The sequence below is a fragment of the Pseudonocardia yuanmonensis genome (assembly GCF_039542425.1).
Lineage (GTDB): Bacteria > Actinomycetota > Actinomycetes > Mycobacteriales > Pseudonocardiaceae > Pseudonocardia > Pseudonocardia yuanmonensis.
Window position 1 is genome coordinate 145,319 of the sequence record NZ_BAABIC010000004.1, and the last position, 21,497, is coordinate 166,815.

Genomic DNA, 21,497 nt, shown 5'->3' on the forward strand with positions numbered 1-21,497 from the left:
CCGCCCCGGCCTGCCGGAGGCGGCTCGGGCCCGCGTCATGGATCCACGGTGCGCGTCCGACGGCATCGGGTGCGCACTGTGGATCCACAGTGCAGTCACCCGGCGAGGAAGGTCCGCAGGCGGGCGACCTGGGTGGGGAGGGTCCACTCCTCCTCCATCCACGCCCGCCCGGCGGCGCCCATCTTCCGCGCCCGGTCGGGGTCGGCGAGCAGGTCGGCGAGGGCGTCGACCAGGGCGGCCCGGTCCCGGCCGTCGACGACGTGCCCGGTCTCGCCCTCACGCACCGTCTCGGGCGCGCCGCCGCTGTCCCCCGCCACCACCGGCACCCCGCACGCCGAGGCCTCCAGCAGCACGATGCCGAGCCCCTCGACGTCGAGCCCGCCGCCGCGGGTACGGCAGGGCAGCGCGAACGCGTCCCCGACCGCCTGGTGCGCGGCGAGTTCCTCCGGCGGCACGGCCCCGGTGAACACGACGTGCTCGGCCACCCCGTGGCGCCGGGCCAGCCGGGGCAACCGGTCCCGGTCCGGCCCGTCGCCGACGATCAGCAGCCGGGTGCCGGGCACCCGCTCGCGCAGCGGGCGCAGGGCCGCGATCAGCGCGTCCTGCCCCTTGCGCGCCACCAGCCGGGACAGACAGGTCACCACCGGAGCCTCCCCCAGCCCGTAGCGTGCCCGCAGTGCCTCCCGGGCGGCCGGGTTCGGCCGGAACACCTCGGTGTCGACGGCGGGCGGCAGGTGCTCGAGCGCCGCCCGGGGACCGAACGCCGACGCGAACCGCCCCCGCGTGTACCGCGACACCACGGTGACGACGTCCGCGTCGTCGCCGATGCGACGCAGGGCCTGCCGCGCGCCGGGCAGCATGGACCAGCCCACCTCGTGCCCGTGCGTGCTGGCCACCACCCGCCGGATCCCCGCGGAGCGGCGCAACCCCGGCCCGAGCAGCGCCAGCGGCGCCGCCGCGCCGAACCAGACGGTGGTGGCGCCGTGCTCGCGGGCGTACGCGGCCGCCCTCCGGGCGACCGCGGGCACCGGGAGCATCAAGGACGTCGGGTGCCGGTGGACCGGGAAGCCGAGGCTCGCGTCGAACCCGGCCGCGCCCTCCCAGGCCGGTGCGTAGACCGCGAGCTCGCCCGGCGGCAACCGGTCGGCCAGGGCCCGCAGGTAGTTCTGGATGCCGCCCCGGCGGGGCGGGAAGTCGTTCGTGACGAGGAGCGTGCGGGCCACCCGGCGAACCTATCGGGCAGGGTGGGAGCGGCCGCCGCGGCGTGACTCCGCCCCGGCCCGACGCGCCGCGGCGGCCGGATCGCGGGAGGCGATCCGGCCGCCGGGGACGGGGAGCGGACGAGGTCAGATGCGGCGGGCGCCGCTGAACGCGCTGCGCGAGACGGTCTGGTACTTGACGACGTCCCCGCTCTGCGGCGCGTTGATCATCTTGCCGCCGCCTGCGTAGATGCCGACGTGGCTCACCGGTGAGTAGTAGAAGACGAGGTCACCGGGCTGCATCTCGCTCCAGGACACCGGCGTGCCGACCCGCGCCTGCGCACTGCTCGACCGCGGCAGCGTGATGCCGGCCTGCCTGAACGCCCACGAGGTCAGCCCCGAGCAGTCGAACGACCCCGGCCCGCTCGCCCCCCACACGTACGGCCGGCCGAGCTTGGTCGCCGCCGCCCGCAGCGCGTCGGCGCCCACGCCGGTGCCCAGCAGGACGTCCGGCGCGTCCTCGGCGGGCCCGTTGAGATCGGCGATCTCCGCCGGGCTCAGCCGGCGGAGCAGGGCCTCGGCCTCGCCGATCCGCTTCTCGGCGTCGGCCTTCCGGATCCCGATCTCGTCCGCGGCCCGGCGGGCCTCGTCGGCGGCGGTCTGGGCGCGCAGCGTCGCGCCGTCGGCGTCGGCCTGGGTGCGCGCGGCCCGGTCGACCTTGTCCCGCAGCTCGTCGAGCGCGACGAGCCGGTCGGCCGAGAGCGTCTCGAGCGCCGACATCTGGTCCAGGTAGGCCTGCGGCGAGGAGCTGGCGAGCAGGGCGTTGAACTGGTCCAGCCGACCGTCCTCGTAGAACGAGAGCGTGACGCCGTCGAGCGTCTCCCGGTAGGTCTCCTCGTCCCCGCGGGCCTGGTCCGCGGCGGTGCGCAGCGGGTCGACCGCCTCGCGGAGCCGGTCGGCCTCGGCCTGCCTGGCCGTGAGGTCGTCCGTGGCGGCGTGCCACTGCTCGGTGAGGACCTCGGCCTCGCGCCGCACGTCCGCGACCTGCTGCCGCGCCTCGTCCGGCGTCCGCGGGGGCGCGGCGACGACCGGGACCTGCACCTCGGGCACGGCGGGATCCGCCGGCACCGCCGGGTTCACGGGAGCGGCGGGATCAGCCGGGTTCGCGGGCGCGGGTGCCGGCACGGGCACCCCGGGGATGCCGGGCAGGATCGGGTCCGCGCTCGCGGTGCCGACCGGGAGGGCGACGACCGCCGCCACGACCAGGGCGGCCGACACCACGGCCCGCCCGGTCGCCCGGGCACCGGCCCGGGCCGCTCGGGCCCGCCGGGCACTCCGCTCTCGGGGCGACAGCACGCGGACGCGACTCCTCCCTCGCACCCGCCGCGCCCGCCCGGGTCGGGGGTCCCGGGCGGTGGGGCACCGGGTCCTGCGGGTGCAGGCGGTGCCGCGGCGGTGACCTCACGGGCCGTCCTGGGGACGACGGCCGCTCGACGCGAGGTCGCGGCGAGATTACGAGCGTGTGATTCACCCGTCCAGACCTGGCCGGGGAGCCGTGCTGTGAGCGGTCGCCGATCCGCTCGTCGCCGATCGTGACCACCCGGCGCGATCGGTGCCGCATTTCACTACACAGCGTTGCGACGATCGGTCTCGCCGCCCCCGATGTCGGTGACGCTGCGGGTACAGGCGGGAACCAAGCGCAACCGCGGCAGCAGGCCCTGATCGGCCAGGACGGCCAACGCCTGCCGCTCGGCTGCGTCGAGCTGTACCCGTGGCGCGCCGGACGGCACGTGCTCGCCGCCCACCGCGACCCATCCGTCCACCTCGAGCGTGTCGGCCGGCCGGTCGAGCGGCGCTGCCGACGGCACCGCGGGCATGCCCAGCAGGACCCCGATCGCGCAGTCCCCGCAGGACCGCCCGCGGACCTCGCAGCTGTCGCAGTCGACGATCATCGTGTCGCTCCTCGCCTCCGGTGATCTCTCGGTGCGCACCGTACGGAGCGGCACCGACAGTTTCCGGAGAACGCGGCCGTGACCTGCGGGAACCGGCCGACGAGAGATCAGGAGCGAAGGCGGCCGAGGAGCACGGACGAGGGCACCGCGTGCGCCCCGCGGCGCCGGACGGAGTCGGCGACCGCGCGGTCCGAGGAGGCGACCAGCAGCGGGCGGCCCTGCGGCTCGGCGGCCACCAGGTCGCGGATGACGTCGTCGGCGATCACGCCGGGATCGCTGAACAGCACCCGCACGCCCCGGGCACCGCGGGTCTGCGCGGCACTGACCGCGGCGCCGTCGAACACCACGGTGACCTCGACCCCGGTGCGTGCGGCGAGCGCGCCGAGCTGCCCGACGAGCCGCGTGCGCTGGTCCGCCAGCGGCAGCTCGGGATAGCCGGTCTTGCTCACGTTGTAGCCGTCGACGATCAGGTGCGCGGCGGGCAGGGCCAGCAGCGCGTCGAGGGTCGCGAGGTTGACGACGGGCGTGCCACGGGTGCCGTCCGGTCCCGCGACGAGGTCCGCGGGACGCGGCCCGCCCCCACCGAGGGACAGCTCGCGGCGCAGGCCCTGCACCGCGCCGCCGAGGGTCTCGAGCAGCAGCCCGAGCCGCACCTCGTCGCCCTGCCGGGCCTCCTTGGCGGCCTGGCGGGCGGCCGCGACCTCGGCCTGCGCGCGCTGGGCGCGGCGGCGTTCCTCGTCGGCGCGCTCCCGCTCGCGGTCCCGCTCGGCGATCACCTCGGCCAGCCGGTCGTCGACGCCGGCCCGCAGCCGGGCGACCTCGGCCTCCAGGTCCCGCTGCGCGTCGAGCGCGAACCGCAGCCTGCTGCCCTGCTCGGACACCTTGCGCCGCAGGTGCGCCACCTCGTGCTCGCGCTGGGCGGCCGCCTCGCGGGCCTGGTCGCGCGCCTCGGTCAGCTCGGCCCGCAGCCGCTCGACCTCGACGGTCAGCTTGTCCGCCCGGGACAGGGCCTCGTCGCGCTCCGCCCGGGCCTCGGCCGCGTCCCCGCGGCGGGCGACGGAGGCGACCGCGCCCCGCGCGTCGGGTGCCCCGGTGAGCACGGCGGCGGCCGCGGCGGTCAGGGGCTCGTCCGGTCCCGCGGCGAGCTCACCGGGCCGGTGCTCCTCCCACCACGCGACGACGGCGGTGCGGAAGCCGGCGTTGTCCCGCAGCTCCCGGACGAGCTTCGTGCCGCCGAGCCGGGCGCGCTTGGCCGGGGTGAACCGGGCGAACTGACGCAGCGCGGGGGGCACCTCGGCCGGCGGGAGGCCGGCGAGCGCGGTGCCGGCGACCTCGGCGAGCCGGTGCCGCACGGGGTCCGGCAGCAGGTTCCAGTCCAGGTCCACGGCACGTCCGGAGGACCCCGCGGCACCCTGCGGGTGCTCGGGCGTGGCGTCCTCCTCGTACATCGGTCAAGGCTATCCCCGATCCGGACGGGCGGCCACGGATTCGGCCGTGACGCACCCGTCCGCGCCCTCCCCGCGACACGCCTCGAACGGGTGTGCGAGGAATTGTCGGGGGCTCGAACTACCGTTCGCCCCGTGACCGCTCCCCAGCTGTCGTTCGACGAGCTCGGCACCCCGCTCCGCGAGGTGACCTTCGCCGTGCTCGACCTCGAGACCACCGGCGGGAGCCACGAGCGGGACGGGATCACCGAGGTCGGGGCGGTCAAGGTGCGCGGCGGCGAGGAGCTGGGCGAGCTCGCGACGCTGGTCGACCCGGGGACCGGCATCCCGCCGAACGTCGTGGCGCTCACCGGCATCACCACCGCGATGGTCCGCACCGCGCCGCGGCTGCCCGCCGTGCTGCCGTCCCTGCTGGAGTTCCTCACCGGCGCGGTCCTGGTGGCGCACAACGCCCCGTTCGACTCCGGCTTCCTCCGCTCGGCCTGTGAGCGGCACGGGCAGGTGTGGCCGCGGCCGCCCGTCCTGTGCACCGCACGGCTGGCGCGGGCGGTCCTCACCCGGGACGAGTGCCCCAGCGTGCGGCTCGGCGCGCTCGCCCGGCACTTCGGCACCCGCACGCAGCCGAACCACCGGGCGCTGTCCGACGCACGGGCCACGGTCGAGGTGCTGCACCACCTGCTCGAGCGGGTCGGGAACCTGGGGGTGCAGAGCCTGGAGGAGCTGCTCGCACTCACCCGGGAGGCGTCGGCGCACCGGCCGACCCAGCGCCAGCGGCAGCAGCGCCACCTCGCCGAGCAGGTGCCCTCGGCGCCGGGGGTGTACCTGTTCCGCGGGCCGCGGGAGGAGGTGCTCTACGTCGGGACCAGCGGCGACCTGCGGCGCCGGGTACGCAGCTACTTCACGGCCGGCGAGCGGCGCCGGCGGATCCGGGACATGGTGGCGCTGGCCGAGCGGGTGGACTCGGTCGTCTGCGCGCACGCGCTCGAGGCCGGCGTGCGGGAGCTGCGGCTGCTCGCGGCGCACAAGCCGAAGTACAACCGCCGCTCGCGCAACCCCGGCCGCACCTGGTGGGTCGCGCCGACCACGGAGACCTTCCCCCGGCTGTCGGTGGTCACCAGTGCCCGCGAGGGCGCGCTGGGCCCGTTCGCCTCGCACCGCTCCGCCGCCACGGCCCTGGACACGCTGCTCGACGCCGTGCCGCTGCGGCGGTGCACGCAGCGGATCCCGGCCCGGGCCCCGTCGGCGACACCCTGCATGCTGCACGAGCTGGGCAAGTGCGGTGCCCCGTGCGCGGGCCTGCAGACCCCCGAGGAGTACGCCCCCGCCGTCGAGTCGCTGCGGGCGCTGGTGCACGGGGCGAGCGACGACCCGTTGCACCACCTCGCCCGCGCGGTCGACGAGCTGGCGGGCAAGGAGCGGTTCGAGGAGGCGGCGGGCGACCGGGACCGGCTGGCGGCGCTGATCTCCGCCCTCGAGCGGCGCCAGACGCTGGCCGAGCTGGCCGCCCAGCCCGAGCTCGTCGGCGCCCGCCCGGACGGGCGCGGCGGCTGGGAGCTCGCGGTGGTCCGGTACGGGCAGCTGGCGGCGGCGGACGTGGCGCGCCGCGGGGTGCGGCCGATGCCGGTCGTCGAGGCGCTGCGGGCCGGGGCACAGACGATCCTGCCGGGCGAGGGGCCGCTGCACGGCGCCCCGCCCGAGGAGGTCCGGCTGATCTACCGCTGGCTCACCACCGGCGGCACCCGGCTCGTGTACTGCGAGCCGTGGTCCGAGCCGGCGCGGGGTGCCGCGCGGTGGAGCGGATGGGCGCTCAAGGCGCGGGAGGGCACGGAGGCCGGGCGCGCGGCCGTCGAGGTGCTGGCGGGGAGGGGGTGAATGCGCCGGCGGCGCCTGGCCTCCTACGTCGAGCCGACGGAGAACGCGGCCTCGGTGTCGGCGCGGGAGTACGAGCGGAAGGCGATGTGGGTGTCGGTGTGCTGCACGCCGTCGACCTTGGAGATCCTCCCGGCGATGAGGTCGGCGAGCTGCTCGTGCTCACGGACCTTCACGATCGCGATCAGGTCGACGTCACCGGCGCAGGAGTAGACCTCGGCGACGCCCTCGATGTCCGCGATCGCCTGTGCGGTCTCGGGGATCCGGTCGGCGAGGGTGTGGACCAGGACGATCGCGGTGATCACGGGCTCTCCTTCTCACGAGGCCTCGGGGCGGTTCGCTGCGGAGGCTAGTGCAGCCGCGAGCGTGCCGCCGCGATCCACACCGCGGCGTGCGGCGCGGGTGTGCGGGGCCGATGTGCGGACCGGGGTAAGGGGGCAGTTGTGCGGGCTGCCCCGCACGACATCCGGACGCGCCACACACCCGGTGGTGCGGCCGCACGGGCGCCCACCGGTGACTGGCTGCGGCAACGGGCACCCCGGCCGCGGCACGGCGGTCCGGGTCGTCGGCCCAGCTGCGGGGCAGGTAGAGCTCCCAATCCAGCATGGCGTGCCCGGCCCGGGAGGCATACGCGAGGTAGACCGGCGACCAGTGAGCCAGCGAAGTGGGTGATCGAAGCGCCATTTGGTCGCGGCGGAGATCTCCCAGGCGGTACGCGACTACATGTCGTAGCCGTACTCGCTCATGCTGTGGACGTAGGCGTGCAGCGCCGGGATGTCGAGGCCCGAGGCCCAGATGCTGAACAGGCCGGCCCGGACGTCGCGCCATGCCCGCGCGTCCTGCAGCCCCTGCAGCGCGGCGAGGAAGGGCTCCGGCGGGCCAAGCACCATCCAGCCGAGCAGCACGATCCCCGGCACGCGGGCGGGGCCGAGCCGGCGGCGCAGCTCGATCGCCCTCGTCCCGCGGCGTCGAGAAAGCGCTCACCACACTGCGGGACGCATAGACCATCTCGCCCGTGACCGGGGCGCCGACCGTCACCGCGGGGGCGAGCACCGCTCGCAACCAGTGCGCCCCGGTCCTGCCTCGGCCGCGGACACTGCATCGTGTTGAACGGTGGGGCGATGCACCGCGGCAGCGTCGCCCACCACCACCCGGCGTGTGGCCGCTCGACGACTGCGCTGACTGCTCCGTAGGTCTTGGCGGGAATGCGTATCCGCCGTGAACGCGGCCTGCTTCACTGCTGGGGTGAGCCGGGTGCTGTCCCCTGTGCTGGTGGGGCGCGGCGAGCAGATGGCCGAGCTACGGACGCTGTTGGCCGACGCGCGCGGTGGCCGCGGTGGCGTCGTCGCCGTGGTGGGCGAGCCGGGCGTGGGCAAGTCGCGGCTGGCACGTGAGGCTCTGGCCGTGGCGGCGCAGGTCGGTGTCGTTGCTTTGTCCGGCCGGGCGGCGCCGTCCGCCGGCCCGTTCCGGGCCCTGACCAACGCCTTCCTGTCCTACGGCCGACGGCACCGGTTTCCGAGCACGCCGCAGCTCGAGCCGTTCCGCGGGGCCCTCGCCGTGCTGGTGCCTGACTGGGGAGTCGCGGCGGAGGGGCGCACGCCCGCCACGTCGATTCCGCTGATCGGTGAGGGCCTGCTCCGGCTGCTCCGCGTCGCGGCTGCTGCCTCCGGAACGCGCGGCCCTGGCCCGCTCCGCCGCCGAGGTGATCGAGGAGCAGCATCCGGGCCTGCCGGGCGAGTGGTGCCTGCTCGCCGCCGAGCTGCACCGCGACGGCAATCGGGCGCAGGTGGCGGCCGAGCTGATGCTCGAGGCGGGCCGGCGGGCGCTCGACTCGGGGGCGCTGGCCTCGGCTGAGAGGATCCTGCGCCGGGCCCGTGCCGTCGTCCCGTACACCCGGTTCGACTACCGGCTGCACGAGGTCGGGCCGCAGCTCCTCGCCGGTGTCCTGGTGCATCCACTGGCCATGGCCGAGGAGCTGCTGACCCGCTACTCGAGCCTGGTGGCCGCCGCCGGCCCCGACCTCGGCGGCGCCGTCGTCCTCGCCTCCGCCCCCGACGTACCCTTCGTGCCGCCGACCGCGGTCGGCGCGCCGATCGCCGTCACAACCCTCGCCTGGTTCGGCGACCTCGCGCAGGGCGAACGCGCGCTCGCCCCGCTGCGCAGGTTGGGTCCGCCGATGGTCGACAGCATCGGGCCGATGTCCTACCTGACGCTGCAGGCGTTGACCGACGAGCCCAACCCCTGGGGCATGCGCAACTACTGGACGGCGGCCTACGTCCACAGCCTGCCGCCACAGCTTGCGCAGGCGATGGTGGTGGCGACGCGGGCCAAGCGGTCACCGCTCAGCGCGATCATCGTCACGCAGATGGGCCAGGCGGTGAACGACGTGCCCGAGGCGGCCACCGCCTTTCCGCACCGCGACGCCAGCTGGCTGGTGCACCCGGTGGGCATGTGGTCCGATCCGGCCGATGACGCCGTCGAGACCGCATGGGTCCGCAGCACCAAGGCCAGGTTGACGCCGTTCGCCAGCGGCGGCACCTACCTCAACGCGACTCGCTGCAAGCCGACCGGACCCACGTGCGGGAGGCCTTCGGCGCGAAGAAGTACGCCCGACTCGCGGCCGTCAAGGCCACCCACGACCCGGACAACCTGTTCCGGCACGCAGCGAACATCACGCCGCCGAGCTGGTACTCCAGCCGAACTTCGTGATCTTGCCTGCCTGCGCGGGGTGCCCGGGGCGTGGCGCGGCCACCGCATGATCATCTCGGGTTGTGTGGACTCAAGACGATGCGGTGGCCGCGGGCCACAGCCTGGAGGCCGGTTCGTGGCCGGTGTGGGAAGGTCGGCTCCTCGACCGGGTCACCGGTCGGTTCGGCCGGGTCGACACCCGGCAACGCATCACCAGGTTCGTGCGCGGGATGCTCGCCGAGCTGCCCCGCGAGAACTGTTGGAGCATCGCCGAACACGCCGGGGAGACCAGCCCGGACGGGATGCAGCACCTGCTCGACCGGGCCCGCTGGGACACCGACGGGGTCGCCGCGGAACTGCGCGGGTTCGTGATCGAGCACCTCGGCGAACCGGACGGGGGTGCTGATCATCGACGAGTCCGGGGACCTGAAGAAGGGCGAGCACACCGTCGGGGTGCAGCGCCAGTACACCGGCACCGCCGGCCGGGTCGAGAACGCCGGCCGAACCCGCCGGGTTGATCCCGCTGACCTGCAACGAGATCACCCGCCTGATCAACGGGCTGATCACCGGCCCGGTCCATTCCCTAACCACCGTCCTGCACTGGAGCCATCGGCGGCGCCGTCACCACTACCGCGCCAGGCAAAGCCACTACCAGCGCCGACAGCCGACATGATCACGATCTACGGCTGGAGTACTAGTCGTCCTTCGCGTCGAAGGACGACGCCCGGGTCGCCGACGCGGCCGGCGCGGCCTCGGTCATCGCCCCCTCGGAGGACGGCTCCTCCCCGGAGCCGTGTCCGTGGGACGAGTCGTCGCCTGATGCGTCACCGCCCGACGAGTCACCACCGGACGGGTCCTTGCCGGACGAGTCACCACCCGACGAGTCGCTTCCCGACGAGTCACCGCCCGACGAATCACCACCGGACGAGTCACCGCCGGACGGGGTCGAGCCGCCCGAGCCGGAGCCGGGCCCACCCGATGCCGGCGAGGCGGCAGGGTCTGAGGTCGAGCCGGACGGGTCCTGGCCCGTCGCCGGCTCGCCGGTCCCCGGCTCGGTCGCCGGCTCCCCGGCCCCCGGCGTCGTCGCGGGGTCTCCGGCGGCGGGCTGCCCCGCACCGTCGAGCGAGTAGATGCGCACCCAGTCGATCTCGTAGCTGGCCTCGCGCATGCCGCCGCCGTGGAAGTTGTCGAACTGGATGGTCAGGTGCCCGGAGGGCATGTCCTGGATGTTCTTGCGGCCACCGGGACCGGCGCCGTCCTCGAGCGTGTACCACTCCTTGCCGTCGATGTAGCCCCGCACGTGATCGGGGGTCCACTCGAAGGCGATGGTGTGCCACTCGGAGAGCGGCGCCCCGCAGTCCTTCTCCTCCAGGAACTCCTGCTGCACCGGCATCCGCGGGTGCGGGTAGTGGATGAAGGCGTTGGCGCACTCCTCGCCGGGCGCCTGGTTCTCGAGGAAGTCGTACTCGCCGTCCTGCGGCCAGCTGTCCGACTCCGGCCACACGATCAACAGCGGGTGGTACTCCTTGCCGGACTCCCCCGTGTTGAAGGAGCGGACCCGCGCCTCCCAACGGCCGTACTGCTGGTCGAGCTTCGAGGCGAGCCAGCCCGTGTCGCCGTTGCGCAGGCCGGTCTGGATCAACTTCTCGCCGTCCACCGTGCTGCGGTCGCCGCAGCGCTTGCCGTTGCCGTTGTGGCCGGCCCAGCACCCGTTGATCGTGTCCCACTTGGCCGGGTCGGGGCCGCCGGTGTAGTCGAACTCGTCGGACTCCGGCAGCGGCGTGCCCCAGCCGTACTTCTCGGCGGCGGTGGTGGGCTCGGCCGGCGCCGACGGCGCGACCGGCGACTGCACCGCGGGCGGCGTCCCGACGGCCGGCGAGTCGATCGGGGGCACCGCAGGCGGCTCCTGCACCGCGACCCCACCAGGACCCGTGACCGCGCCGGCCGTCGGCGGGGCGCCGGCCCCGGGGGCGGCCGGGCTCGCGACGGGTGCCGCACCCGTCACCGGCGCCCGGCCCGTTGCGGGAGCGGAGACGCCCACCGGAGCGGCGCCCGCCGGGTCGGACACGGCCCCGCCCACGGGTGAGGCGGGCGAGGCCGGCGGGACAGGAGCCGCTGCCGGCGCGCCGGCGATCGGTGCCACCGCGGGGTCGACGACCGGCGCCGGAGCGGCTGGCGCTGCGGGCTGGGCCGGCAGGGTCCCCGCGACAGGCTGTGCCGACAGGGTCCCCGCGGCAGGCTGAGCCGGAACTGTTCCCGCGGGCTGACCGGACGCGGCGCCGGCCGTGGGCCGGTTCGGCGCGCTCGCCGCGGGCTGAGGGGCAGCGGCCCCGGCGTCCACGGCCTGAGCCGGCGCCCCTGCGGTCCCCGCGACGGGCGACAGGCCGGAGGTTCGGTCCTGCGACGCCGGCAGCGGAGTTCCGGCCGGGTCGGAGGAGAGCAGCCCGGCGCCGGCGGGCGCGGTCGCGGAGAGGCCTGCGGACGGCGCGGTGGCCGGGGTCCGCCCCGTCGTCTCGTGGGCGAGCGCGGCGCCGGGCCCGATCAGGCCCAGGGCACCGATCGTCGCGATCAGGGCGAGCTGTCTGCGGGTTCGGAGCTTCATCGGATCGCCTTTCGCCTGCACCACCGTCGCCCGGGCGGGCAACCCGGCTCGACGGGGTCGTGACTCAGCGCGATATGCCTGTCACTACCCGCCGCACCGCGTGATGTCGTTGAGGTAGGTGGTGCTGGCGGGAATCATGATGCGGATGTCCGCTTTCGGTCACCGCGGAGCAGGCAAAGCCCCTCGAAGGCGTGACGCGTTCCCCGGTCGGGCGTCACTCGGCGCAGCGATGGCCGAAAACCCACGCGCGCCACGGATCACCCTGCTGAGCAGCGTGTCTGACTGACAGTCGCCAAGATCGTCACGAATCGTGAGATGGCGCCGTGGTCCAGCACGGCTCCGGTCGGCGGGCCGGGCGGCCAGGGAGCGGGCGGCGTGCTTCGATCGCGGCAGAAGAACGCACTGGACGCCTACGTGCACGCTGGTGCTCTCCTCCGGCACGGCGCTGCCCCCTTGCACGCCTGCGGACGCAACGCCTCGAGCCAGGCCGCAGACCCGGCCCCACCTTTCACTTCAGCGTCGCCGAGCCGAGCCACCGCTGATCACCAGGCGCGGACATCCCGGCCGTCCACGGCCGCCAGGCACCGCAGCCGACGATCACACCGCCCCAGCGGCACCCCGGACACACTTCACCCACAGCGTGATCATCGCGGGAGTGCTCTGATGACTGCCCCGTCAGCCTTCACGCACCACCCACAACGATCATGAACGTGGGGTCGACTCGCAGAGCAGGCCCTCTCGACTGCCACGCGCCCCTGGTCGTCGACCGCGGCACACCCAGGCACCCACGACCGCCCTGCACCACGACCGGCGATCAGAGCACCAAAAGCCTCCGCGACCAGCCCCGCGGCCGCCGGCCGGCCATGATCGCCGCGACAGTGACCAGGCGGCCGCTCCGGCAGCATGCACGTCACACTCGGACTGATCATGCAACCAGCACGCGCAGCACATCCCGGCACCCACGACGCTGTCCACCGCGACCGGCGGCCACACCCCCGAGCGGCACCGAACAGCCCCGCGAAGGCCTCCGGCCGGGCCATAATCACCGCGACAGTGACTTGACGGCCGCCGCCACAGCCCCCACGTCACACTCGGACCGATCATGCGATCAGCACGCGCGGCACATTCCGGCACCACGGCGCTGTCCACCGCAACCGGCGATCACAGCACCGACGAGCCTCGCGACCGCTTCCGGCCGGCCATGATCGCCGCGACAGTGACCTGACGGCCGCTCCGACAGCACTCGCGTCACACTCGGACCGATCATGCAACCAGCACGCGCGGCTCATCCCGGCCACCCACGGCGCCGTCCACCGCAACCGGCGATCATGCCCCCGAACGGCCCCGCGACCGCCGACCGGCCATGATCGCTGCGACAGTGACCAGACGGCTGCTCCGGCAGCACTCACGTCACACTCGGGCTGATCATGCAACCAGCACGCGCACCACGTCCCTGCCACCGACGACCGCCCTGCACCGCGACCGGCGATCACACCCGAGCAGCGGGCGTCACACCGCTTACGCGGCGCTCCGAACGCGCTTCACTCGAGTCATGATCAGGGCGAGAGTGACGTGCCGGCTGCCTCGGCAGCCCTCGCGTACCGCTCACAACGATCACGAAGCCCGGAATCGCCCCGCTCGCGGAACGGGCCGCCCACCACCGGGGCAGCCCACCGGACACCTAGCCCTTGAGCCGGGTGGAGACCTCGGCCCACTTCAGGAGCAGCCGCTCGGCCGCGCCGGAGTCGATGGCCCGGGCCGCGGTCTCCAGTCCCGCGGACAGGGCGGCGTCGAGGTCGGTCACCGGGCCGTCGAAGGCCGCGAGCGCGCCCGCGGCGTTGAGCAGCACCGCCTCGCGGACAGGACCCTGCTTCCCGGCCACCAGGTCCCGGGCGACCTCGGCGTTGGCGCGGGCGTCGCCGCCCCGCAGGTCCTCGCGGGTGGCGGGGCCGATGCCGAGGCGGGCGGGGTCGACGGTCTCCCGCCGCACCTCTCCCCCGCCGGCGACCCAGACCGCGCTGACCGTGGTGGTGGTGAGCTCGTCGAGGCCGTCGTTGCCCCGTACGACGAGCGCCGAGGCCCCGCGCCCGGCGAGCACCTCGGCGATCACCGGCGCGAGCCGCGGGTCGGCGCAGCCCACGAGGCCGGCCGACGGCTGGGCCGGGTTGGTGAGCGGGCCGAGGATGTTCATGGCCGTCGGGACGCCGAGCTCCCGGCGCACCGGGCCGGCGTGTCGCATGGCCGGGTGGAAGACCGGGGCGAAGCAGAAGGCGATGCCGGCCTCCGCCACGCAGCTCGCGACGGCGCCCGGCGGCAGGTCGATGACCACGCCGAGCGCCTCGAGCACGTCCGCCGCCCCCGACGACGACGACGCGGCCCGGTTCCCGTGCTTCACCACCGGCACCCCGGCGGCGGCCACGACGATCGCCGCCATCGTGGAGATGTTGACGGTGTTGGCCTGGTCCCCGCCGGTGCCGACGATGTCGACCGCGCGCCCCGCGACGGTGACCCGGTTGGCGTGCTCGAGCATCGCCGCGGCGAGCCCGGTGATCTCCGAGGCGGTCTCGCCCTTGGACCGCAGCGCGACGAGGAAGCCCGCGAGCTGGGCCGGCGTGGCGTCGGCCGAGAGCACGCGGTCCATCACCCAGGCCGTGTCCTCGGCCGCGAGGTCCTGTCCCGCGATGAGCCGGCCGAGCACGGCCGGCCAGGTCTGGTCCGCCATCAGGTGGTGGCGGGAGCCGTGGACCCCAGCCCGCGCAGCACGTCCGCCACCGTCTCGGCGGCGGTCAGGGGGTCGAGCGGGTGCACGAGCACGGCGTCGGCGCGCGACCAGGTGGCGAGCCACCGGTCGTCAGCCCGCCGGACGGAGATCACGATCGGGGGACAGTCGGCGATCTCGTCCTTGAGCTGCCGGGCGAGCCCCATCCCGCCGGTCGGCTGCGCCTCGCCGTCGAGGATCGCGAGGTCGATCTCGCCGGCGTCGCACGCCGCGAGGACCTCGGCGACCCCGGAGGCCTCGACGTAGCGGACCCGGCCGAGATCCGGCGCCGGGCGCCGCCCGACCGCCGTCACGACGGCCTCCCTGACCTCGGGGCGGTGGCTGTAGACGAGCACGGTCCAGGTGCGCCGGTCCGGCGCGGCGGACGGGCTGTTGCTCGCGGGAAGGCTTCCGGCGCTGCTCACCCGCCGCATACTAGTCAGCACCCTCACACCCGTGGGCGCGCACGCGCGGGAACCCGGAGGGGCTGGTGAGGCGTTGTCGGACCGTCGCCGGACCGGTTCTGCCTGACGAAGTGGGTATCCCGACAGGCTGTAGAAGTTCCCGTGGGGTCATAATGCCCGCGTGACGACAGCGGCTCCCAACATCAGCGCGCGGATCCACTCGCTGAACCGACCGAACCTGGTCAGCATCGGCACGATCGTCTGGCTGTCCAGCGAGCTGATGTTCTTCGCCGGTCTGTTCGCGATCTACTTCACCGCGCGCGCCCAGAACGTCGGCGAGTGGCCCCCGCCGCCGACCCATCTCGACGTCCCCTACGCACTCGTCGTGACGATCGTCCTCGTGGCGTCGTCCTTCACGTGCCAGTTCGGGGTGTTCGCCGCCGAGCGCGGCGACGTCTTCGGCCTCCGGCGCTGGTACACGCTCACGCTGCTCATGGGCACGTTCTTCGTGCTCGGGCAGATCAACGAGTACCACACGCTGGTCACCGAGCACGAGACGACGATCTCGTCCAGCGCCTACGGCACGGTCTTCTACATGGCGACGGGCTTCCACGGCCTGCACGTGACCGGCGGCCTGATCGCGTTCGTCTACCTGCTGATCCGGACCAGGCTGAGCAAGTTCACCCCGGCACAGGCCACCGCGGCGATCGTCGTGTCCTACTACTGGCACTTCGTCGACGTCGTCTGGATCGGCCTCTTCGCCGTCATCTACTTCATCCGGTAAGCGAACCCGCTCCCCGGAAGCACCGAACGCCGACCGTGAGGGTTAGACGCCGACGATGACCACCGAGACCACCACACCACCCGCGCCCCGGAAGCGGCGCCCGCACGGCAAGATGCGGCGCAAGTTCGCCGGTCTCCTCGCGATCGGCATCGCCCTGCTGGCGGTCGGCGGCGGGTACACGCTGTTCGCCCCCAACGTCGAGCAGAACCAGGCGGTCGCCCAGCCGGACGCCGCGCTCGTGGCCAAGGGCCAGGAGCTCTACAACTCCGCCTGCATCACCTGCCACGGCTCGAACCTGCAGGGCGTCGAGGAGCGCGGGCCCAGCCTGATCGGCGTGGGCGACGCCGCCGTCTACTTCCAGGTCTCCTCCGGCCGCATGCCGTTGGCGCGCCAGGAGGCCCAGGCCGGCCGCAAGCCCCCGCTGCCCGAGTTCGACCCGGACACCGAGGAGGGCCGGGCCAACCTCGACGCGCTGGGCGCCTACATCCAGGCCAACGGCGGCGGCCCCGAGACCCCCGCGCAGACCGGCGCCGCCCTCCGCGGCGACGACCCGGCCCGCGGCGGCCAGCTGTTCCGCCTGAACTGCGCCTCGTGCCACAACTTCACCGGTGTCGGCGGCGCGCTGTCGTCGGGCAAGTACGCCCCGACGCTGAAGACGCCCTCCGAGGAGCAGATCTACACCGCGATGCTCACCGGCCCGCAGAACATGCCGAAGTTCGGCGACCGGCAGCTCACGCCGGAGGAGAAGCGGGACATCATCGCGTACGTCAAGTCCGTCACCAACGGCAGCAACCAGGTCGGCGGGTACGACCTCGGGGGCCTCGGCCCGACGACCGAGGGCGTGGTCATCTTCGTCGTCGGCCTGACCGCTGTCGTCGGTTTCGCCATGTGGTTGGGAGCGAAGAATTGAGCGCCACCGACACTCCCGGGCGCCCCACCCCCGAGGAGCTCGAGGGGATGAGCCAGCAGGAGCTGGCCCGCCTCGCCGGCACCCTCGACGACGTCGAGGTCGTGCACAACGCGCCGAAGTGGCCGGTCCGGGGCACCCGGGCCGAGAAGCGCGCCGAGCGGGCCGTCGCGACCTGGTTCCTCCTGTCGGCGCTGTCCGCCCTCGGCTTCATCGTCGCCTTCATCGCCTGGCCGCACGAGTACGTCGCGCCCGGCGCCCCCGGCTACGGCTGGTACGCCTCGTACACGCCGGCGATCGGCTTCCTGTTCGGGTTCACGGTGCTGGCCCTGGGCATCGGCGTGATCGCGTACGTGCGGAAGTTCTTCCCGGAGGAGGTCTCGGTCCAGCAGCGGCACGACGGCCGCTCGGACGAGGTCGACCGCAAGACGATCATCGCCCAGCTGGCGTCGGCCGGGAAGACCACCGACATCGCGCGCCGCAAGCTGATCACCCGCTCCGCGGGCGCCGCGGCCGGCATCTTCGGCATCGGCGTCGGCATCGCGGCGCTCGGCCCGCTCATCCGCAACCCGTGGAAGGGCGGCGACCAGGCCGCGCTGTGGGTCACCCCCTGGGCGCCCGTCAACGGCGAGACGGTCTACCTCCGCCGCGACACCGGAATCCTGGGCGAGATCTCCCGGGTCCGGCCGGAGGACCTGGAGCCCGGCTCCATGGAGACGGTGTTCCCCTACCGCGAGTCGGAGCGGGGCAACGAGGAGGCGCTGCTGCACGCACAGCGCGCCTCGGACACCCCGGTCATGCTGATCCGCCTGCGTCCGGGCACGCAGACGATCAAGCGGCAGGGCCAGGAGGACTTCCACTTCGGCGACTACTACGCCTTCTCGAAGATCTGCACGCACCTGGGCTGCCCCGCGTCGCTGTACCAGACGCAGGACAACCGGATCCTGTGCCCGTGCCACCAGTCGCAGTTCCTCGCCACCGAGTTCGCGCGCCCGGTCTTCGGTCCCGCGACGCGCGCCCTTCCCCAGTTGCCCATTACCGTGGACAGTGAGGGTTACTTCGTGGCACGGAGCGACTTCATCGAGCCCGTCGGACCGGCATTCTGGGAGCGGAGGCCATGAGCGCCATCACCACACCGGTCACCAAGTCCGGTGGCCCCAAGAGCAAGGCGGGCGCCGCGCTCGACGAGCTGGACCAGCGGTACCACCCCGCGGCGGGGCTGCGGAAGCAGTTCAACAAGGTCTTCCCCACGCACTGGTCGTTCATGCTGGGTGAGGTCGCGCTCTACAGCTTCATCATCCTGCTGCTGTCCGGCATCTACCTCGGGCTGTTCTTCGACCCGTCGATGACCGAGGTCGTCTACAACGGCGCCTTCGACAACCTGCGCGGCGTGCACATGTCGCGCGCCTACGAGAGCGCGGTCGAGATCTCCCTCGAGGTCCGCGGCGGGCTGTTCGTGCGGCAGATCCACCACTGGGCGGCGCTGCTGTTCCTGGCGTCGATGGTGGCGCACATGTTCCGCACGTTCTTCACCGGCGCGTTCCGCAAGCCGCGTGAGGCGAACTGGATCATCGGCCTGGTCCTGATCCTGCTGGGCATGCTCGAGGGCTTCACCGGCTACTCGCTGCCGGACGACCTGCTCTCCGGGATCGGCCTGCGGATCGCCTCGGGCTTCATCCTCTCGATCCCGCTGATCGGCACCTGGGCGCACTGGGCGCTGTTCGGCGGCGAGTTCCCGGGCATGGAGATCATCCCGCGGCTCTACATCGTCCACGTGCTGATCTTCCCGGGCATCCTGCTCGCGCTGATCGGCGTGCACCTGGCGCTGGTCTGGTACCAGAAGCACACGCAGTTCCCCGGCCCCGGCCGCAAAGAGACCAACGTCGTCGGCGTGCGGATCCTCCCGGCGTTCGCGGCCAAGGGCGGCGCGTTCTTCGCGATCGTCACCGGCGTCCTCGGCATCATGGCCGGCATCTTCCAGATCAACCCGATCTGGAATCTCGGCCCCTACGACGCCTCGCACGTCTCCGCCGGGTCCCAGCCCGACTGGTACATGCTCTTCTCCGAGGGCATGGCGCGCATCTTCCCGCCGTGGGAGATCTACCTGTTCGGCACGTACACCATCCCGGCGGCGTTCTGGGCCACGGTGGCGTTCCTCCCGGTGCTGTTCGTGGTCGCGGGCATCTACCCCGCGGTCGAGCGCAAGATGACCGGCGACAACGCGCTGCACAACCTGCTGCAGCGCCCGCGGGACGTCCCCGTCCGCACGTCGCTCGGCATCATGGGCATCTCGTTCTACGTCTGGCTGGTGCTCTGCGGCGTCAACGACTGGATCGCCTACTTCTTCCACGTCTCGCTGAACGCGACCACGTGGGCGGGCCGCATCGGCCTGCTGGTGGTCCCGCCGATCGCCTACTGGGTGACCTACCGGATCTGCATCGGCCTGCAGAAGAGCGACCGGGCGGTGCTGGAGCACGGCATCGAGACGGGCATCATCCGGCGCCTGCCGCACGGTGAGTTCATCGAGGTGCACCAGCCGCTGGCCGGGGTGGACGCGCACGGCCACCCGATCCCGCTGGAGTACCAGGGCGCCCCGGTGCCCAAGCGGATGAACCAGCTGGGCTCGGCCGGTACGCCGGTCGCGGGCTCGCTGCTCGGCCCGGACCCCGTCGAGGAGACGGTGGCCCTCGAGCAGGCCCGCGCCGACAACCACCACCGCGAGCTCGAGGAGCGCGACCGGCGCGCCGGGGCGGCCCAGGAGCTGGAGCTGGCCGGCCGGCCCGACGCCGGGCGGCCGAAGGACCAGACCGACTGACGGTCCGTCGTCCGAGAACACGGAGAAGGGGTCCCGCACCGCGGGGCCCCTTCTCCCGTTCTCGGGCCCGCGCACCTCGCCGGTCACCCCGCCCCGGAGGCCGGTCACCTGTCCGGGCGTTCACCCTGTCCGGGCAGCCAGGTGTCACGGGCCACGCGCGGCTGCTACGGTGGCGGACGTGCGACTCGCAGCGATCCTCCTCGCCGCGCGCGCCGGGCTCGTAGTAGCCCCGCGCGTCGGCTGAGCCAGGCTGCCGTCGCGCCACCGCGGGACCTCTCGCCCCGCCCTCCCCGAAGCCGAGAACCCTGCCGAGACCTGGCTCGCGTTCCCAGCAGCACCACGAACGCACTCCCCGGAGCACGTCCATGAGCATCACCGTCGAGCGCCCCACCGACATCCACCGCAGCGCTCACGCCCCCGCCGCCCGCACCGCCGGCTGCCGCATCCTCCGCCGCCACACGATCGTCACCACGGACGGCATGGACGGGGTGCTGCGCGTCGCCGCCGAGCTCCGCGCCTGCGGCGGCCTCGTCAAGGAGATGGCCGTCGACGTCCGCGAGGGCGTCGGCTGCAGCGAGCTCACCTGCTCGGTCAGCATGACCGCGGAGGAGGCCGCGGAGTTCGCGACCCGCCTCCGCGCCCTGCCGAGCGTCGAGTCCGTCGACCCGTACTAGGACGAGGGGGCCTCCGGGCCCGCCCCGCCCTACCGCGGGGCCCGGACGCGGTTCCCGCCGCGGGCGGCGGCGAGCATGTCCGCCAGCTCGGCGACCTTGACCCGCTCCGCCCCGCCGCGGGCCTCGCCCCGGCGCAGCTCCTCGGCGTCGAGCCGTTCCCAGTCCGACCAGGTGACCGGCTCGATGCCGTAGGCCTCCAGCCGCTCGACGACCGACTCCGGGTCCGGGTACTCCGGGTCCGGCAGGGTGTGCAGGTCGTCGAGCAGGGAGGCGACGGTCTCGACGGCGTCGTGCTTGTTGGTGCCGATCACGCCGGTGGGCCCTCGCTTGATCCATCCGGTGACGTAGGCCCCCGGGACCGGCCGGTCGCCGTCGACGACCCGGCCCGCCACGTTGGGCACGATCCCGGTGCGCTCGTCGTAGGGCAGGCCCGGGATCGGCTCGCCCGAGTACCCGATCGCGCGGACGACCAGTCCGGCCTCGAGGGTCTCCTCCTCGCGCGTGCCGACGACCCTGCCGTCCCGGACCTCGTTGCGCTCGACCACCATCCCGGCCACCCGGCCGCCCTCCTCCAGCAGCCGGACCGGGGTGCGCAGGAAGTGCAGGTGGATCCGGCGGGGGCTGTCACCCGGCGTGTGGGCGGCCCACTCCGTGAGTAGCGCCAGGTTCTGCTTCTGCCGCCGCTCCTCGGGTTCCGGGACGCCCGCGGCGAGCACGCCGTCGTCGTGCACCAGCACCTGCACGCCGTCGAGCTCGCCGATCTGCCGCAGCTCGGCCGGGGTGAACTTGACGTGCTCCGGGCCGCGCCGGATCACCACGTGGACGTCCGCCACCGCGCTGCCGCGCAGGATCTCCAGCACCCGGTCCGGCACGTCCGTCCCCGCCATCTCCGCGTGCCCCCGGGCGAGGACGCGGGCGACGTCGAGCGCCACGTTCCCCGCCCCCACCACGACGACGCCGGGGTGGTCGAGCTGCGGGTCCAGGTCCACGTAGTCCGGGTGCCCGCAGTACCAGCTCACGAAGGCGCCGGAGCCGTGGCTGCCCGCCAGCTCCTCGCCCGGGATGCCGAGGGCGCGGTCCACCGAGCTGCCCGAGGCGTGCACGATCGCGTGGTAGTGCTCGCGGAGCACCTCGAGCGGGATGCCGCCCTCCCCGACCCGGACGTTGCCGAGGAACCGGACGCGCGAGCCGTCGGCGAACGGCTGCTGCAGCACCCGGATGACCGACTTCATCTTCACGTGGTCCGGCGCGACCCCGTAGCGGACCAGGCCGTACGGGGCGGGCAGCCGGTCGAGCACGTCGACGTCGACGGGGACCTCGGAGGCCAGCAGGGCGGCCGCGGCGTACAGGCCGGACGGGCCGGCCCCGACCACCGCCACTCTCGGTTGCGCGGGCATCTC

The 21,497-nt window shown here is 73.9% G+C and carries 20 protein-coding genes and 1 pseudogene; 9 read left to right on the forward strand and 12 right to left on the reverse strand.

Going from position 1 to position 21,497, the window contains the following annotated elements; all coding sequences use genetic code 11:
• Positions 1–95: 95 nt before the first annotated feature.
• From ABD990_RS07270 to ABD990_RS07285, 4 genes are all read right to left on the reverse strand, one after another.
• A complete protein-coding gene (locus ABD990_RS07270; RefSeq protein WP_345379241.1) occupies positions 96–1,223 on the reverse strand; it encodes a glycosyltransferase family 4 protein in 1,128 nt (375 codons plus the stop codon).
• Positions 1,224–1,346: 123 nt separating this feature from the next.
• Entirely contained in the window at positions 1,347–2,555 is a 1,209-nt protein-coding gene (locus ABD990_RS07275) for an NlpC/P60 family protein (RefSeq protein WP_345379242.1), read from the reverse strand.
• Between the two features lie 269 nt (positions 2,556–2,824).
• On the reverse strand, positions 2,825–3,151 hold the full coding sequence (locus ABD990_RS07280) for a hypothetical protein (RefSeq protein ID WP_345379244.1): 327 nt from the start codon (positions 3,149–3,151) through the stop codon (positions 2,825–2,827).
• Between the two features lie 107 nt (positions 3,152–3,258).
• Positions 3,259–4,599, reverse strand: coding sequence for an NYN domain-containing protein (locus tag ABD990_RS07285; protein ID WP_345379246.1), 1,341 nt, complete (start codon positions 4,597–4,599; stop codon positions 3,259–3,261).
• A gap of 132 nt (positions 4,600–4,731) precedes the next feature.
• Between ABD990_RS07285 and ABD990_RS07290 the strand changes: the two genes are divergently transcribed.
• Positions 4,732–6,468, forward strand: a complete 1,737-nt coding sequence (locus tag ABD990_RS07290) for a DEDD exonuclease domain-containing protein (protein WP_345379248.1) — start codon at positions 4,732–4,734, stop codon at positions 6,466–6,468.
• A gap of 23 nt (positions 6,469–6,491) precedes the next feature.
• On the opposite strand, the gene ABD990_RS07295 is transcribed toward ABD990_RS07290, so the two are convergent.
• Genes ABD990_RS07295 through ABD990_RS07305 form a run of 3 tightly spaced genes read right to left on the reverse strand, consistent with a single transcriptional unit; the run spans position 6,492 to position 7,382 of the window.
• Complete coding sequence (locus ABD990_RS07295; protein ID WP_037041250.1) at positions 6,492–6,770, reverse strand: Lrp/AsnC family transcriptional regulator; 279 nt, start codon at positions 6,768–6,770, stop codon at positions 6,492–6,494.
• A complete protein-coding gene (locus tag ABD990_RS07300) occupies positions 6,661–7,149 on the reverse strand; it encodes a transposase (protein WP_425569511.1) in 489 nt (162 codons plus the stop codon). The genes ABD990_RS07295 and ABD990_RS07300 overlap by 110 nt, the downstream gene beginning before the upstream one ends.
• A gap of 35 nt (positions 7,150–7,184) precedes the next feature.
• Positions 7,185–7,382, reverse strand: coding sequence for a hypothetical protein (locus ABD990_RS07305; RefSeq protein ID WP_345379251.1), 198 nt, complete (start codon positions 7,380–7,382; stop codon positions 7,185–7,187).
• 355 nt (positions 7,383–7,737) lie between these two features.
• On the opposite strand from ABD990_RS07305, the gene ABD990_RS34300 reads away from it, so the two are divergent.
• Positions 7,738–8,319, forward strand: a complete 582-nt coding sequence (locus ABD990_RS34300) for an AAA family ATPase (protein WP_425569551.1) — start codon at positions 7,738–7,740, stop codon at positions 8,317–8,319.
• Positions 8,320–8,736: 417 nt separating this feature from the next.
• On the opposite strand, the gene ABD990_RS34305 is transcribed toward ABD990_RS34300, so the two are convergent.
• A complete protein-coding gene (locus tag ABD990_RS34305) occupies positions 8,737–9,003 on the reverse strand; it encodes a hypothetical protein (RefSeq protein ID WP_425569513.1) in 267 nt (88 codons plus the stop codon).
• A gap of 39 nt (positions 9,004–9,042) precedes the next feature.
• On the opposite strand from ABD990_RS34305, the gene ABD990_RS34310 reads away from it, so the two are divergent.
• Together ABD990_RS34310 and ABD990_RS34315 are read left to right on the forward strand one after the other, a co-directional pair.
• The gene (locus tag ABD990_RS34310) at positions 9,043–9,174 is read left to right on the forward strand and encodes a BBE domain-containing protein (protein WP_425569515.1); all 132 of its coding nucleotides are present in this window, start codon (positions 9,043–9,045) and stop codon (positions 9,172–9,174) included.
• A 122-nt stretch (positions 9,175–9,296) separates the two neighbouring features.
• Positions 9,297–9,651, forward strand: a pseudogene (locus tag ABD990_RS34315) (transposase); the annotation flags it as partial.
• Positions 9,652–9,847: 196 nt separating this feature from the next.
• Here the strand turns inward: ABD990_RS34315 and ABD990_RS07315 are convergent.
• The 3 genes from ABD990_RS07315 to ABD990_RS07325 form a co-directional block, all read right to left on the reverse strand.
• Positions 9,848–11,047, reverse strand: a complete 1,200-nt coding sequence (locus ABD990_RS07315) for a glycoside hydrolase family 16 protein (protein ID WP_345379253.1) — start codon at positions 11,045–11,047, stop codon at positions 9,848–9,850.
• A gap of 2,389 nt (positions 11,048–13,436) precedes the next feature.
• Positions 13,437–14,477, reverse strand: a complete 1,041-nt coding sequence (trpD, locus tag ABD990_RS07320) for an anthranilate phosphoribosyltransferase (protein WP_345379254.1) — start codon at positions 14,475–14,477, stop codon at positions 13,437–13,439.
• The gene (locus ABD990_RS07325; RefSeq protein ID WP_345379543.1) at positions 14,477–14,869 is read right to left on the reverse strand and encodes a response regulator; all 393 of its coding nucleotides are present in this window, start codon (positions 14,867–14,869) and stop codon (positions 14,477–14,479) included. The genes trpD and ABD990_RS07325 overlap by 1 nt, the downstream gene beginning before the upstream one ends.
• Positions 14,870–15,098: 229 nt before the next feature.
• On the opposite strand from ABD990_RS07325, the gene ctaE reads away from it, so the two are divergent.
• The 5 genes from ctaE (at position 15,099) to ABD990_RS07350 (ending at position 20,097) form a co-directional block, all read left to right on the forward strand.
• A complete protein-coding gene (gene ctaE / locus ABD990_RS07330; RefSeq protein ID WP_486362904.1) occupies positions 15,099–15,701 on the forward strand; it encodes an aa3-type cytochrome oxidase subunit III in 603 nt (200 codons plus the stop codon).
• A 55-nt stretch (positions 15,702–15,756) separates the two neighbouring features.
• Positions 15,757–16,611, forward strand: a complete 855-nt coding sequence (gene qcrC / locus ABD990_RS07335) for a cytochrome bc1 complex diheme cytochrome c subunit (RefSeq protein WP_345379255.1) — start codon at positions 15,757–15,759, stop codon at positions 16,609–16,611.
• Complete coding sequence (gene qcrA / locus ABD990_RS07340) at positions 16,608–17,729, forward strand: cytochrome bc1 complex Rieske iron-sulfur subunit (protein WP_345379257.1); 1,122 nt, start codon at positions 16,608–16,610, stop codon at positions 17,727–17,729. Before qcrC ends, qcrA begins: the two co-directional genes overlap by 4 nt.
• Positions 17,726–19,423: a cytochrome bc1 complex cytochrome b subunit gene (qcrB, locus tag ABD990_RS07345; protein ID WP_345379258.1), complete on the forward strand. Its 1,698-nt coding sequence runs from the start codon at positions 17,726–17,728 to the stop codon at positions 19,421–19,423. Before qcrA ends, qcrB begins: the two co-directional genes overlap by 4 nt.
• A gap of 365 nt (positions 19,424–19,788) precedes the next feature.
• Positions 19,789–20,097, forward strand: coding sequence for a hypothetical protein (locus ABD990_RS07350; protein ID WP_345379259.1), 309 nt, complete (start codon positions 19,789–19,791; stop codon positions 20,095–20,097).
• Between the two features lie 29 nt (positions 20,098–20,126).
• Here the strand turns inward: ABD990_RS07350 and ABD990_RS07355 are convergent, their stop codons facing one another.
• Positions 20,127–21,494, reverse strand: a complete 1,368-nt coding sequence (locus tag ABD990_RS07355) for an FAD-dependent oxidoreductase (protein WP_345379260.1) — start codon at positions 21,492–21,494, stop codon at positions 20,127–20,129.
• Positions 21,495–21,497: the final 3 nt, after the last annotated feature.

Excerpts from the sequence above, each read along its gene's own strand:
- trpD (WP_345379254.1), bottom strand. The coding sequence starts at position 14,477 with ATGGCGGACCAGACCTGGCCGGCCGTGCTCGGCCGGCTCATCGCGGGA.
- ABD990_RS07300 (WP_425569511.1), bottom strand. The coding sequence starts at position 7,149 with ATGGCGCTTCGATCACCCACTTCGCTGGCTCACTGGTCGCCGGTCTAC.
- qcrB (WP_345379258.1), top strand. The coding sequence starts at position 17,726 with ATGAGCGCCATCACCACACCGGTCACCAAGTCCGGTGGCCCCAAGAGC.
- ABD990_RS07285 (WP_345379246.1), bottom strand. The coding sequence starts at position 4,599 with ATGTACGAGGAGGACGCCACGCCCGAGCACCCGCAGGGTGCCGCGGGG.
- qcrC (WP_345379255.1), top strand. The coding sequence starts at position 15,757 with ATGACCACCGAGACCACCACACCACCCGCGCCCCGGAAGCGGCGCCCG.
- ABD990_RS07280 (WP_345379244.1), bottom strand. The coding sequence starts at position 3,151 with ATGATCGTCGACTGCGACAGCTGCGAGGTCCGCGGGCGGTCCTGCGGG.
- ABD990_RS07350 (WP_345379259.1), top strand. The coding sequence starts at position 19,789 with ATGAGCATCACCGTCGAGCGCCCCACCGACATCCACCGCAGCGCTCAC.
- ABD990_RS07355 (WP_345379260.1), bottom strand. The coding sequence starts at position 21,494 with ATGCCCGCGCAACCGAGAGTGGCGGTGGTCGGGGCCGGCCCGTCCGGC.